This window comes from Megasphaera elsdenii DSM 20460 (assembly GCF_003010495.1).
Taxonomy (GTDB): Bacteria; Bacillota; Negativicutes; order Veillonellales; family Megasphaeraceae; genus Megasphaera; species Megasphaera elsdenii.
This window is the reverse complement of sequence record NZ_CP027570.1, coordinates 524,270-537,744: the sequence shown is the minus strand read 5'-3', so window position 1 is coordinate 537,744 and position 13,475 is coordinate 524,270. Positions and strand designations below refer to the sequence as shown.

The 13,475-nt window shown below is 55.0% G+C and carries 17 protein-coding genes; 13 read left to right on the top strand and 4 right to left on the bottom strand.

Annotated elements, in window-relative coordinates; genetic code table 11:
* The first annotated feature begins 21 nt into the window (after window positions 1-21).
* The 4 genes from C6362_RS02600 (at window position 22) to C6362_RS02580 (ending at window position 3,744) form a co-directional block, all read left to right on the top strand.
* On the top strand, window positions 22-768 hold the full coding sequence (locus C6362_RS02600; RefSeq protein ID WP_014015211.1) for a macro domain-containing protein: 747 nt from the start codon (window positions 22-24) through the stop codon (window positions 766-768).
* A 3-nt stretch (window positions 769-771) separates the two neighbouring features.
* Entirely contained in the window at window positions 772-1,572 is an 801-nt protein-coding gene (locus C6362_RS02595; RefSeq protein WP_014015210.1) for a CpXC domain-containing protein, read from the top strand.
* 589 nt (window positions 1,573-2,161) lie between these two features.
* Entirely contained in the window at window positions 2,162-3,004 is an 843-nt protein-coding gene (locus C6362_RS02585; protein ID WP_014015209.1) for a D-alanyl-D-alanine carboxypeptidase family protein, read from the top strand.
* 32 nt (window positions 3,005-3,036) lie between these two features.
* Window positions 3,037-3,744, top strand: a complete 708-nt coding sequence (locus C6362_RS02580) for a response regulator transcription factor (RefSeq protein WP_014015208.1) — start codon at window positions 3,037-3,039, stop codon at window positions 3,742-3,744.
* A gap of 170 nt (window positions 3,745-3,914) precedes the next feature.
* On the opposite strand, the gene rbr is transcribed toward C6362_RS02580, so the two are convergent.
* The 4 genes from rbr to C6362_RS02560 all read right to left on the bottom strand — a co-directional run bounded on the left by rbr (window position 3,915) and on the right by C6362_RS02560 (window position 6,079).
* Complete coding sequence (rbr, locus tag C6362_RS02575; protein ID WP_014015207.1) at window positions 3,915-4,454, bottom strand: rubrerythrin; 540 nt, start codon at window positions 4,452-4,454, stop codon at window positions 3,915-3,917.
* A gap of 127 nt (window positions 4,455-4,581) precedes the next feature.
* Entirely contained in the window at window positions 4,582-5,067 is a 486-nt protein-coding gene (locus C6362_RS02570) for a hypothetical protein (protein WP_014015206.1), read from the bottom strand.
* A complete protein-coding gene (locus C6362_RS02565) occupies window positions 5,068-5,784 on the bottom strand; it encodes an HAAS domain-containing protein (RefSeq protein WP_071821834.1) in 717 nt (238 codons plus the stop codon).
* The gene (locus C6362_RS02560; RefSeq protein ID WP_014015204.1) at window positions 5,771-6,079 is read right to left on the bottom strand and encodes a hypothetical protein; all 309 of its coding nucleotides are present in this window, start codon (window positions 6,077-6,079) and stop codon (window positions 5,771-5,773) included. The genes C6362_RS02565 and C6362_RS02560 overlap by 14 nt, the downstream gene beginning before the upstream one ends.
* Window positions 6,080-6,226: 147 nt before the next feature.
* Between C6362_RS02560 and C6362_RS02555 the strand changes: the two genes are divergently transcribed.
* From C6362_RS02555 to hisF, 9 genes are all read left to right on the top strand, one after another.
* Window positions 6,227-6,442, top strand: coding sequence for a DUF951 domain-containing protein (locus tag C6362_RS02555; RefSeq protein ID WP_014015203.1), 216 nt, complete (start codon window positions 6,227-6,229; stop codon window positions 6,440-6,442).
* Window positions 6,443-6,551: 109 nt separating this feature from the next.
* On the top strand, window positions 6,552-7,769 hold the full coding sequence (locus tag C6362_RS02550; protein ID WP_014015202.1) for an ATP phosphoribosyltransferase regulatory subunit: 1,218 nt from the start codon (window positions 6,552-6,554) through the stop codon (window positions 7,767-7,769).
* Between the two features lies 1 nt (window position 7,770).
* Window positions 7,771-8,406 (top strand): ATP phosphoribosyltransferase, encoded by a 636-nt coding sequence (gene hisG, locus C6362_RS02545; RefSeq protein WP_014015201.1) that lies wholly within the window; start codon window positions 7,771-7,773, stop codon window positions 8,404-8,406.
* Window positions 8,407-8,422: 16 nt separating this feature from the next.
* On the top strand, window positions 8,423-9,712 hold the full coding sequence (gene hisD / locus C6362_RS02540; protein ID WP_014015200.1) for a histidinol dehydrogenase: 1,290 nt from the start codon (window positions 8,423-8,425) through the stop codon (window positions 9,710-9,712).
* Window positions 9,705-10,781 (top strand): histidinol-phosphate transaminase, encoded by a 1,077-nt coding sequence (gene hisC / locus C6362_RS02535; protein ID WP_014015199.1) that lies wholly within the window; start codon window positions 9,705-9,707, stop codon window positions 10,779-10,781. Before hisD ends, hisC begins: the two co-directional genes overlap by 8 nt.
* A complete protein-coding gene (gene hisB / locus C6362_RS02530; protein ID WP_014015198.1) occupies window positions 10,774-11,358 on the top strand; it encodes an imidazoleglycerol-phosphate dehydratase HisB in 585 nt (194 codons plus the stop codon). The genes hisC and hisB overlap by 8 nt, the downstream gene beginning before the upstream one ends.
* Entirely contained in the window at window positions 11,355-11,975 is a 621-nt protein-coding gene (gene hisH / locus C6362_RS02525; RefSeq protein WP_014015197.1) for an imidazole glycerol phosphate synthase subunit HisH, read from the top strand. The genes hisB and hisH overlap by 4 nt, the downstream gene beginning before the upstream one ends.
* A gap of 4 nt (window positions 11,976-11,979) precedes the next feature.
* Window positions 11,980-12,696: a 1-(5-phosphoribosyl)-5-[(5-phosphoribosylamino)methylideneamino]imidazole-4-carboxamide isomerase gene (gene hisA / locus C6362_RS02520; protein ID WP_014015196.1), complete on the top strand. Its 717-nt coding sequence runs from the start codon at window positions 11,980-11,982 to the stop codon at window positions 12,694-12,696.
* A gap of 1 nt (window position 12,697) precedes the next feature.
* On the top strand, window positions 12,698-13,462 hold the full coding sequence (hisF, locus tag C6362_RS02515) for an imidazole glycerol phosphate synthase subunit HisF (protein ID WP_014015195.1): 765 nt from the start codon (window positions 12,698-12,700) through the stop codon (window positions 13,460-13,462).
* The last annotated feature ends 13 nt before the right edge of the window (window positions 13,463-13,475 follow it).

Below are 13,475 nucleotides of genomic sequence, written 5' to 3'. Positions count from 1 at the left end.
TTTTGAAAGGGTGTGACTACGATGCAGTTTCGTGTATTACTAGGTGATTTATCCGAGTGGAAGGCTGACGGCCTCGTCTATTCCGCCAGCTCGACTCTCTTGCCAACGAATAGCGTCAGCAGTAAGATTCATCAGAAAGGCGGCCTGTCTTTTTCCGCTTCATGCCGTACCCTCGGCATGTGCCACGTCGGCAGTGCTGTCATGACCAAGGGTTATAAATTAAAGGCTTCCTTCATTATCCATGCTGTCGGCCCCTACTGGGTCGGCGGCAAGCGTGGCGAAGAAGGGGAATTGTTGTCGGCTTATAAGAAAGCCCTTCATCTGGCCGATGAAAAACATTTGAAGCACCTTGCATTTGCCTCGCTGAGTACGGAAGAAAAGCGTTATCCCCTGCAGCGGGCTGCGGCCGCTGCTGTCCCCCTGCTCTTGACCGAAGGGGCCGGTTTCGATCGCATCGACATGGTCTGCACGAGCCCGGAAGAACAGGAAGCCTATACAAAAGCCGCTGTCTTTTTCTGGCTCCGCCATCTGGGAGAAGCTGCCGGCAACGAACAGGCAGCCATGATGGAAGAAGCCGGTCCGGCCCTGGCCTTGCTGCAGAGCTGCGACGATGCACCGGACCCCATTGCCTTGTCTGAAGAAGTCAAGAAAATCGAAGCCATTGTCCATCCTTTCTTGAAATTGAGGAAGCGCAGCCTCGTCGACATCGAACAGGCCGCCTCGAAAATCATGGCTTTATATCCGGCAAGTCGTACGGAAGGAGTGTAACTTATGGCAAAGAAAAACGGAACCCATGACCTGGACGTTACTATCCAGTGCCCGGCCTGCCACGAATACGGCGTTTTCCATACGTGGGACGTCATCGATACGGCTGATGCGAAATTGAGCGAACGCGTTCATTTCGACGAAAACTTATTCTTCTATACGTGCCCTCATTGTCACGCCAAGATCCATATGGAAAGCAAGTGCCTTTATATCGACCGCGACAAGAAGCTCCTGGTCTGGCACATCCCGGACCCGAAGGAACGGGTCACGTCGAAGGAAGTCCAGGATGCCCTGGGTTCGCCGTCCTTCACGACCTACACCTGCCGGGCCGCCCTGACTTGGGGCGAATGGCGGGAAAAGATCATCGAACTGGAAAGTTCCTATGACGACCGCCTGTACGAAATCATCAAGTACGGCGCCTATCAGCTCCTCAGTCAGGAAGATAAGGACCGCCTGCCTCTGGAAGCTTATCACATCGACTATGCCGATGACAGCCATGATCCGGATAAGCTGGCCCTGGTCTTCATGCAGAAAGATGCCAAGGGCATGGCCTATGTCTATCCCATTACGGAACACTTGAAAGAAGTGACGAAAGATATTTTCCTGCCCATCATCGAACAGATCGCCGATGCCAACCGCAAGGCACAGTTCGACCGTTTCGGCTATTCCTGGGCCCGCCAGTTCACGACGTACATCATCAAGGCCGCCGAAGAAGATAAGAACCGTGAAACCTACGGCAACCTCATCGGTTTCTGGGTCAAGACCATCGGTGACGAAATCTTCCGGGCCGAAGTGAAGCCGGAATAATTTGTAGGGCGCCCACGTGGGGCGCCTGCCGGTCGCGGTTCGCAGGCCGCAGGTCGTAAACAAAACATGCTATCAGGCTGGCTAGGTATGAACTGCTAAAGAGGCTGTCTAATGCGACAGCCTCTTTTTATCTTTTCCCGCCAAAAGACTCCCACCTCTTAGGTGGTGGATGAATGGCGAGCTTGTGGTATAATATTAATAGCAGTTAGAACTTCTGCGAGAACAAAAAAGTATTTTCAATCAACGGTCTTTGAGCCGTTTTCGGAGGAGCACTCCCCCTTGCCGCAGCACGACGCCATAGGCGAATCGCGACGGGTAGAAAAGAAGTGCAAAATGTGTATCTACTCAAGTAAGCAGAACTTCGATTTCGAGGGACTGTGTAAGGGGCTTTTGGACAGCCCTTTGAGAATAAGGATATTCTGACAGCTAGCTCCTTTGGAATAGGCTGTCAGGCGGTAGTCCATGTATCAAACTTCTCAAGAATCTCGCACTTCTATAAGTGGGAGAGGTTCAATGACAGATGTTTTGATTGTAGAATTTGTATTCCCTGGCAATTCATAATTTTGTTAGATGAGGAAGGAGACCTTGGATGTTTTCTATTTTAAAGCGCATTATGCTGACGACGGTCATTGCTGTCGGTTTTATAATTAGCTCCATGACGGTGACGGCTCAGGCCGATATGCCGCCGACGATTGCCGAATCGGCTTGCATGATCGATGTCGATACAGGTAAGGTATTATATCAGGTCTATCCGACCAAATGGGTCCACCCGGCGAGCACGACGAAGATCGTCACCCTCATTACGGCCCTGGACCAGTATAAAGATAAATTGGACCAGCCTTTACAGATTTCCTGGGAAGCAGCCAATACGGAACCTTCCTGTCTGGGGATTTCGCCGGGCGATCCGATTTCCATCCGCGAAGCCCTGCGGGGCATGATGGTCGTTTCCGGCAATGATGCCGCCGTCGCCGTGGCCCAGACTTTGGGCGGTTCTGTCGCCGGTTATGCCGAAAAGATGAATCAGGAAGCGGTCAAAATGGGAGCGACTCATACGAATTTCGTCAATCCGAACGGCTTGACGGCAGCCCACCATCACACGACGGCCATCGATATGGCCAAGATGGCTGCCTACGGTATGAAGAACTTCCCTGAATTTCGTTATATTGTAGGACTCAAGTCCTATGATGTAAAATATTTGGACGGTCGGGAACCGAAACACGTCACGACGACGAACCATTTCCTGACGAGCGGTTATCCCGGTGCGAACGGTATCAAGACCGGCTTCACCAATGCTGCTGGCGAATGTCTCGTTGCTTCGGCGACGCGCAACGGCCATACGCTGGTCTTAGTCCTGTTCAATGACGACAACCGCTGGACCGACGCACCGACCATTTTAGATTACGGCTTCCGAAGATTACAGACGGGGAAATAGCCTGACCGGAAGCACAACGAGGGGGTATAGTTATGGCGCACGTTTTGATTATTGAAGATGACAGCATGATTGCTGCCATCGAACGGGACTTTCTCGAGGCCAATGGCTTCGAAGTATCCGTAGCCATGACGGGGAAGGAAGGCATGAAGATCTTTGACAGCGGAACTATCGAAGCGGTCTTGCTGGATATCGGCCTGCCGGACACGGATGGCTTCATGTTATGCCGCAAACTGCGGGATATCAGCAACGTCCCCATTCTCTTCATCACCGCTCGGGGGAGCGACGACGATAAGATTAAGGGCTTGGGGCTCGGGGCAGACGACTACATCGTCAAGCCTTTCAATCCATCGGAAATGATGGCCCGCCTCAAAGCTCATCTGGAAATCCATCAGAGACTGTTAGGGGTACGTCTCCAGGATGCCGATGACAACAAGCCGGATATCCAAGTCGGCGACTTGCGTATTTTCATCAAGCGCCACCAGGTATTCCGGGGAAAAACAGAAATCAATCTGACTGGCAAAGAATTTAACCTGCTCTTGTTCCTGGCCCGCCATCCCAATCAGGTCTTCTCCAAGAAGTACCTCTTTGAAATGATCTGGCATCTCGATGCCCTGGGCGAACTGGCGACGGTGACGGTCCACGTCAACCGCCTGCGGGACAAGCTCAACGAAGTCCAGCCGGAATTTACGGCTATCGAAACCGTTTGGGGAAACGGTTATCGTTTCCGCGTAGAAGAATAGCAAAAAGAGGCTGTCGCCTTGGCGACAGCCTCTTTTTGCGTTTGAAGTTGAAAGTTTGATGTTTGATGGGGATGTTTTTAAATTTAAAGCAATCGCCTCAAACATCATACATCAAACCTCGTTAGCCATGCCCTTGGCAGGGGCCATTTTTACGAGCCACGAACAACTGCTTAGTAATTGACGTTGCGGAGTTCGAAGAAGGACTGGGGATGTGCACAGACCGGGCAGACTTTCGGAGCTTCGACAGCTTCTACGATGAAGCCACAGTTGCGGCAGATCCAGGTCTTCTTGTCGGATTTCTTGAAGACTTCCTGTTTTTCGACGTTAGCCAGGAGAGCGAGGTAGCGTTCTTCGTGGTGTTTTTCGATTTCAGCGACTTTTTCAAATAAGAAGGCGATTTTGTCGAAGCCTTCTTCGCGAGCTTCTTTTGCGAAGGTCGGGTACATTTCCGTCCATTCGTAATGTTCGCCGGCAGCAGCGTCTTTCAGTGCATTGATGTCGTTGGGCATTTCACCGCCGTTGAGGAGTTTGAACCAGATCTTAGCGTGTTCTTTTTCGTTGTTGGCCGTTTCTTCGAAGAAAGCTTTGATTTGTTCGTAGCCGGCTTTCTTAGCTACGCTGGCATAGTAGGTGTACTTGTTACGGGCCTGGGATTCACCAGCAAAAGCAGCCTGTAAGTTTTTTTCTGTTTTCGAACCTTTTAATTCCATAATTCATTTCCTCCTTGACAAAAAGTTATATTTTAATTTAGTTTTTAGCACCTCTTTGGGTTGATTTCATTGTAGCACTTTTCAACCTTGGTGTCAACGGATAATTGTTATTTGTTAGTAGAAAAGTTTAACGGCTTGTATGGTTGTCGTGGCTATCGGTCCGATGGCTGCGTTCATTGTCAGAGGTGTTGTCCAGATGGCTGTTCTGGCTGCTGCGGCTGCTCTGAATCTGGCTGCTTCGGGGAGAGGACGGCTGGCTGCTGCGGCTCTGGGATTGGGACGACTTACGGCTGGAGCTGTCGTCACGGGTATAAGCATCCCACTTGGATTTTACCGTGTCGCCGGCATCTTCGGCCGAGTCCTTGAGGCTGCCGTATTTGGCCTTGAACTGGGCTTCAATCTGGTCGGCCTTTTCCGGGTACATGGCCTTCAGTTTGGCCAGGAGTTCGGCCTTGCTGGCATTGCCCTTGTCCAGGGCTCCCTGGATTTCCTTATATTCTTTATAGTAGGCCATCCAGTGTTTCAACGGGCCGTAGTCGTTGCTCATGAAGGACATATAACTGCCGAAGGCGCAGGCCAGGGTCAGGATGAGGCAGATGAGGACGCGCTTCATTTACTGCGCCCCCTTTCCGCGGGCTGCGGCGTGGCAGGCCTGGCTGGCCGAGCTGGCCGTCATCGCGGCGAAGAGGACCGTCAGGACGGCCAGAACCCGGGTCACCAGGGACAGGGTCGGCAGGGGCAGGAGGTCCGTATAGGCATAGGCCGGGATGAAGGAAATGCCGACGGCTGCCAGGATGACGATGGCCAGGGCCAGGTAGAGGAAGCCGCTGAGGATGCCGAATAAGGTGCCGAGGATGTCCATGAAGGGGCTGGCGACGGCTTTGGCCGCTTGGCCCATCTGGCTGCTGCCGTCGTTCCAGTTGAAATCCTTTCCGGTCTTAGCGGCTTCTGCGGCATAGCGCTGGCGCATGACCTGTTCCCGGTCGTAGCGGCGCTGCTGCTGGGCCAGCTGCTGCTGCCGGTAGTAGTCGTCGCTGCGATCCTGGTCGTAGAAAACGCGGTCCTCCACGCCGGGACCGAAATCGCCGTAGCCGCCGTATTCGTCGCCGGGCATGCGCGGGTTGTCTTCGGGCACGATGGGTTCGCCGATGTAATAGCGGTAAATATTCTTGGGATGCCCCAGTTTGCAGCAGATCTCTTCTTCCGATTTGCCTTCTTTGGCACCGAGGCGGAACTGTTCTTCGCAGTCTTCGATGATGCCTTTCAAGTCATTTTTATCGCTCTTGCGGAAATAATAGCGCAAGAGATCCATAAATTCATTCTTTCTCATTCTTTACGCTGTCAGGCCCTTCCTTTCCGATGAGTGCTTCATAACGCTGGTGGAACGTGGCACCATGCTGCCAGGCCGCGACGCTGAGGGCGGCGATGGCGATGATGACGATGAAGATAGCGAATACCGGCATGTCCGGCAAAAAGGCGACCGACGCCAGGGGTTCCTTTTCCAGGGCGATACAGATGGCGACCCAGCCCAGGAGGGCGACGGCGAAAATCGTACAGAGCGTGCCGATGATGTAACAGATGAGATAGGACCGGCGCAGGCTCTGCCGGCTCATCGATGATTTCAAAGCAATTCCTCCTCTTTCATTCATTCCTTGTTATCTTATCACAGGCACTATGGCAGGTCAATCGCGGCGGCCCATTCCCTTGCAGACCGGGCTTTTGGGCTATATAATGATATATAATTCTATTTGTCTTTTGAAGGAGGAGTTTTGATGGCTGAGTTTGTCCGTTATTATGTAGGTGACATCGTCCAGATGAAGAAGGCCCATCCCTGCGGCTGCAATGAATGGGAGGTGCTGCGTATCGGCGTCGATTTCGTCATCCGCTGCACTGGCTGCGGCCACCGGGTCATGATTCCCCGGCCTAAATTTGAAAAGTCCGTAAAGAAACGATTAAAATGTGCTGGTGATGAAAGTGAAAAAGCGTAAAAAGTTAGAAAAAGGTATTTTTATTTTTAGGACTTTGTGGTACAATATTCAACAGCTGATATTTTAATACTTTACTGAGATAAAGAACTAAAGAAAGGGAGGTCATAGGATGAACAACAATACCTTGGATGGAGTGAAGATGCTCCACCATGATGAAATGCGCAATTATGACCGGATCCAGGGAAAAATAATTTCCGTTATTATGAACCACGGCTGTAAGATTATTGAAACGCCGAGTTTTGAAGATTACGATGTGTACCAGCACTTCTTTCCGCAGCTCCGCCAGCAGATGGTCAAGACCATCGATACGGACGGACGGGTCCTGGTCCTGCGGCCCGATGTGACCCTGCCCATCGTCGAAACAGCGGCCCGGGAATTTCCGCGGTCGAACCAGCTGCTCAAGTTCGGCTACGTCAGCACGGTCTTCCGCGAATATTACGGCCGCTCGACGTATGGCAAGGATTTCCTGCAGGGGGGGATCGAAATCCTGGGCGACTCCAGCCCCGAATGTGACGGCGAAGTCATCGTCACGGCAGCAGAGATCCTCAAAGCCGTCGGCGTCGAAAACATCCGCATCGACATCGGTACGGCCGCTTATACGCAGGCCTTGTTCGATGGCCTTCCCCTTTCGGAAGAGCAGAAGGCAACCCTCAAGGGGTATATGGCCGAACGCAACCTCGTGGCCTGCAAGTCCTATATCGCGTCCCTGCCGATTTCGTCCGATGCCCGCAAGGCCCTGGAAGCCCTGCCGGTCCTCTTCGGGCCCTATGCCCAGACCTTGAGCAAGGCCCGGGACTATTCCATCAACAGCGGCATGCTCAACGCCTTGTCGCGGCTGGAACGGGTCTATGACTACATCCTCTATGCCGGCTATGCCGATAAGGTCCAGCTCGACTTCGGCTTTGCCAGCCGGCTGGGTTATTATACGGATACGGTCTTTAAAGTCTACGTCGACGGCGCCCTGTACGACATCATCGACGGCGGCCGCTACGACCAGTTGTCATCGCGCTTCGGCGTCGACCGTCCGGCCTGCGGCTTCGGCATGAACATCAATTTATTGTATGAATACATGAGCGATGCCGGCCTCCTGGAAGATACGGAACCGTCCTTCCAGATGGCCGTATCCTACACCCAGGGCGACCAGACCCTGGTACGGGACCTCATGAACTGGCGCGACCGCGGCTTCCGCGTCGCCGCCTATCCCGATTCGTCCTTCATCGACAGCGGCGATTACAGTATCCATGCTATCTATCGCAACGGCTCGTACTATAAGGACGGTAAGGCCATGACGGCCGAAGAATTGGAAGCACTCATGGGGAGGTTGTAACATGGCGATTCATATTGCACTGGCCAAGGGCCGTATTCATAAAGTAGTCATGAAGTATTTAGCCGAAAGCGGCTATGATTTCCCGACGTATTCCGAAGAAAGCCGCAAGCTCATCTTTGAGGACGCCAAGGGCCAGCTTAAAGTGACCTTGGTCAAGTCGCCCGACGTCGCTGTCTACGTCGAACGCGGCGCTGCTGACGTCGGTATCGTCGGCAAGGACGTCCTCATCGAAGAGGCGCCGGGCGCTGACGTCTACGAAGTCATGGACCTGGGCATCGGCCGCTGCCGCATGGCCGTCGCCGGCATTGCCGGCAAGAAGGTCGACATGACCAAGCGCATCACTATCGGCACGAAATACCCGCGCATTGCCCGCGCCTATTTCGAAGCCAATCACCACAGCGTCGACATCATCAAGCTCAACGGGTCCGTCGAACTGGCACCGATCGTCGGCTTGTCCGATGTCATCGTCGATATTGTTGAAACGGGCAACACCTTGAAGGCCAACGGCCTGGAAGTCCTGAAATATTTCATGGATTTCAGTGCCCGCATGATTTGCAATCCCGTTTCTTTTAAGATGAAATATGACGAAATCCAGCAGCTCATGGAAGTCATCCGTGAACACAGCATGAAGGCATAACTAAGGGGGAGTTAGAGTGGAATGGATAGATGTACCCAGTAAAGGGTTGACCTTACGCGACATTCGCCGCATTACCAAACGCGATCAGGCAGAAAGTGAAGACATCCGCAAAGCCGTCGAAGCCATCCTGGCCGATATCGAACAGCGCGGCGACGCAGCTGTCCGGGAATATACGAAGCGCTTCGATGGCGTGGATTTGGACAGTTTCCTCGTTTCGCCGGAAGAAATCGACACCGCCGTCGACATCGTCGGTCCCGATTTCATGGCCATCCTCGAAGAAGCGGCCGCCAACATCCGGGCTTATCATGAACGGCAGGTCGAACAGACCTGGATCGATACCTTCCGTCCCGGCGTCCGCCTGGGGGCCAAGTTCACGCCAATCCAGCGCGTCGGCGTCTACGTTCCCGGCGGCACGGCTGCCTACCCGTCGACGGTCCTCATGGACACCATCCCGGCCCACGTCGCCGGCGTCCCGTCCATCGCCGTCTTCACGCCGCCTGCCAAAGACGGTTCGGTCAATCCCTACATCCTGGCTGCGGCCCATGTCGCCGGCGCTACGGAAATCTATAAAGTCGGCGGTGCCCAGGGCATTGCCGCGGCTGCTTACGGTACAGAAAGCATTCCGCCAGTCTTTAAGATCGTCGGTCCCGGCAATGCTTACGTGGCCATGGCTAAGCGCCTGGTCTTCGGCACCGTCGGCATTGACATGATTGCCGGTCCCAGTGAAGTCGGCGTCCTGGCCGACCACGATGCCAACCCGGTATGGGTCGCTGCGGACCTCCTGGCCCAGGCCGAACACGACCGCCGGGCTGCAGTCTTCCTGGTCACGCCCAGCGCCGCCTTTGCCAGCGAAGTCGAAGCCGAAGTCCGGCGCCAGCTGGAAGAACTGCCGCGCAAGGACATCGCTGCCGAATCCATTGAAAAGCACGCTAAGTTCTTCATTGTCAAGGATAAGGACCAGGCCGTGGATATTATGAACCTCATCGCACCGGAACATTTGGAAATCGCCTTCAGCGACGCTGAAGCTTGGGCTCAAAAAATCGTCAATGCCGGCGCCATCTTCATGGGTCCCTATACGACAGAACCCTTGGGCGACTACTTCGCCGGACCGAACCATACCCTGCCGACCATGGGCACGGCGGCTTTCTCGTCGCCCCTCGGTGTCTATGATTTCGTCAAGCGCAGCAGCCTCCTGGAATACGATAAGGACGCCTTCGGTGCCGTCGCCGACAAGGTCATGCGTTTCGCCAATGTCGAAGGATTGCAGGCACACGGCCTGGCAGTAAGGAGGAGAATCGATGAATAATAACTGGCTCCGCAATACAATCCGTTCCTTTGAACCTTATGTCGTCCCGGAAATCAAAGAGCATATCGTCATCAATGCCAATGAAAGCCCTTATAACATCTTTGATTTCCCCCAGGTCAAGGCCGATTTTCTGGAACGCCTGGCCAAGACGCCGTCGTACCACTATCCCGACCCCTTTGCCGAAGAACTGCGGGCAGCCCTGGCCAAATACGTCGGATGCCAGCCTCAGGAAGTGCTCGTCAGTAATGGCGGTGATGAAATCATCAGCCTCATCATGAATACCTTCCTCAATCCCGGCGATACCCTCCTGACCCATACGCCGACCTTCGATATCTACGGCATCGACGCCGAAGTCCTCGGCGCCCAGGTCGTCACCGTATCCGACCTCGACGGCTACCGCCGCGACCGCGACGGACTCCTGACCAAAGTCAAGGAAGTCCAGCCGAAAGTGACGGTCCTCTGCAATCCGAACAACCCGACAGGGGAACTGCTGCCCCTGGATTACGTCGAAAGCCTGGTCCAGGCTGCCGACAATATCGTCGTCATCGACGAAGCCTACCTGGAATTTGCCGGTGCGCCGAGCATCATCACCAAGCTCTCCCAGTACGATAACCTCATCGTCATCCGCACCCTGTCCAAGGCCTTCGGCCTGGCCGGCTGCCGCGTCGGTTACGGCGTGGCCCAGAAAGAGCTCATCGACGCCCTGGGCCTGACCAAGCTCGTCTACAACTTGAACATCCTCTCGCAGAATGCCGCCCTGGCCGCCATGGACTATGCCGATGACATCCTGGCCCACAACATTCCTCCGACGTTGGCAGCCCGTCAGTATTTCATGGACGCCCTGAAGGACGTTCCCGGCCTTACGGTCTATCCCAGCTCGACGAACTTCGTCCTGGTCCGCGTCCCCGACGGCCCGGCCATGGTCAAGGCCCTGCACGACGCCGACATCTGCGTCCGTTCCTATAAGGCAGCAAACCTCAAGAACTGCCTGCGCATCACCATTACCACTGACGAAGTCGTCCGCAAGGTCGTCGCCGTCATGACCGAGGAGGCGAAGAAAAATGCGTAGTGCCCAGATCGAACGGGAAACGGCAGAAACGCAGATCGCCGTCTCCCTCAACATCGATGGCTCCGGTACCTTCGGCGGTACGACGGGCATCGGCTTCTTCGACCACATGATGAACCTCCTGGCCTGCCACAGCGGCATGGATATTACCCTCCACGTCCACGGCGACCTCGACGTCGACACGCATCACACCATCGAGGACCTGGCCATCGTCTTCGGCGATGCCCTGACCAAGGCCCTGGGCAACAAGAAGGGCATCAACCGCTATGGCATGTTCTACTGCCCCATGGACGAAGCCCTGACGCGGATTGTCATCGACCTCAGCGGCCGGCCGTACTTAGTGTATGACGTGAAGCTCGCTGTCGAACGCATCGGGACCTTTGAAACGGAAATGCTCAAGGAATTTCTCTATGCCCTGGCCGACCACGGACGCATGAACCTGCACGTCACCAATCTCTATGGCGAAAATGCCCACCACATCGTCGAATCGGTGTTCAAAGGGCTGGGCCATGCCTTGAAAGAAGCCGTCCGCATCGAAGGCGATGAAACGAGTGTCTTGTCGACAAAAGGGGTGTTATGATGAAGATTGCGATTATCGATTATGAAGTTGGCAACCTGGCCAACGTATACAATGCCTGGAAGCGCCTGGGCATCGAAGCGGTCATTACCCGCGACCCGGCTGTCATCCGCGACGCCGACATGGTCGAACTGCCCGGCGTCGGTGCCATCCGCGATGCCATGGGGAATTTACAGAAATTCGACCTCATCCCGCTCCTTCAGGAACAGGTCCAAAGCGGCAAATTCTTCATGGGCGTCTGCCTGGGCATGCAGGCCCTGTTTGAAAAGAGCTATGAAGGCGGTACCTATGACTGCCTGGGCTTCCTGCCCGGCGACATCGTGCCTTTCCACACGAAACTGAAAGTGCCCCACATGGGCTGGAATGAATTGGAATTTCGTCAGGGACACTGGCTCCAGAAAGGCCTGCCGGCCCATCCGTACGTCTATTTCGTCCATTCCTACCATAAATCGCCTGTCGATACGCCCGACGTCATCGCTACGGCCGACTACGGCCAGCCCGTCCCGGCTATCTGCGGCAAAGACAATGTCCTGGGCTTCCAGTTCCATCCGGAAAAGAGCGGCCGCGTCGGCGAACAGCTTCTCCGGAACGTCGTCGATTACGTCATGAAGAAAGGGTGAGACTATGATCGTATTTCCTGCTATTGATATCCAGAACGGCCATGCTGTCCGCCTGCGCCAAGGCGTCAAAGACGACAGCACGACGTATTTCGAGAACCCTGTCGACGCCGCTGTCAAGTGGTGTGACGAAGGGGCCATGTTCCTCCACGTCGTCGATTTGGACGGCGCCTTTTCAGGGACCTTGACCAACGCCTCAATCATCGGCGACATCTGTGAAGCCGTCGACATCCCCGTCGAAGTGGGCGGCGGCATCCGCAGTGAAGAAGCCATCGAAACGTATTTGGAAGCCGGCGTCAATCGCGTCATCATCGGCTCGAAAGCCGTCGAAGACCCGGAATTTATCACGGCCATGGCCAAGAAATACGGCTCGTCCCTGGCCGTGTCCATCGATGCCAAGGGCGACGTCGTCGCAACCCGCGGCTGGGTCGACGGCAGCGACAAGAAGGTCCTGCCCTTTGCCCAGTCCATGCTCGACATCGGCATCAATACCCTGGTCTATACGGACATCAGCCGCGACGGCATGCTGACCGGACCGAACTTTGAAATGCTCAGCCAGCTCCAGCAGCTGCCCTTTATCCGCCTCATTGCGTCCGGCGGCATGAGCAGCATCGACGATCTGAAGAAATTACAGGCCATGGGCGTCTACGGGGCCATTACCGGCAAGGCGCTCTACGAGGGAAAAATCACCATGGCCGAAATCCGTGCCTTAGGGGGAATGTAAGATGTTGGCAAAACGTATTGTACCGTGCCTGGACGTCCGCGATGGCCGCGTCGTCAAAGGCAAGCAGTTTAAACACATCCAGGACGTCGACGACCCTGTCAAACTGGGGAAATTCTATTCCGACCAGCTCGCCGACGAACTCGTCTTCTACGATATTACGGCGACCCATGAAAAACGCCATATCTTCATCGACGTCGTCCGCGCCGTAGCCGAAGCCATTACCATTCCCTTTACCATTGGCGGCGGCATCAGCAGCATCGACGACTTCCACCAGGTCCTGCGGGCCGGTGCTGACAAGGTATCGGTCAACTCGGCCGCTGTCCGCCGTCCCGAACTGATCCGCGAAGCGGCCCAGCGTTTCGGCAGCCAGTGCGTCGTCCTGTCCATCGACGCCAAGCGCGACAACCACGGCAGCTGGCAGGTCTACGTCGAAGGGGGCCGCAAGAATACGGGCATCGACGCCATCGCCTGGGCTAAACAGGGCGTCGCCCTCGGTGCCGGTGAAATCTGCATGAACTCCATGGATGCCGACGGCGAAAAGGCCGGCTTCGACCTGGAACTGAACCGCCGCCTGGCGACGGAACTGCCTGTGCCCATCATCGCTTCCGGCGGTGCCGGCACGATGCAGGATTTCAAAGATGTCTTCGACGTCGGCGTCGACGCCGCCCTGGCCGCTTCGGTCTTCCACTTCGGCCAGATTGACATCCCCGATTTGAAGACTTATTTACAGGGACAGGGGATTCCCATGAGAGGGGCAGAAGAATAAATGGAAAGTGTAT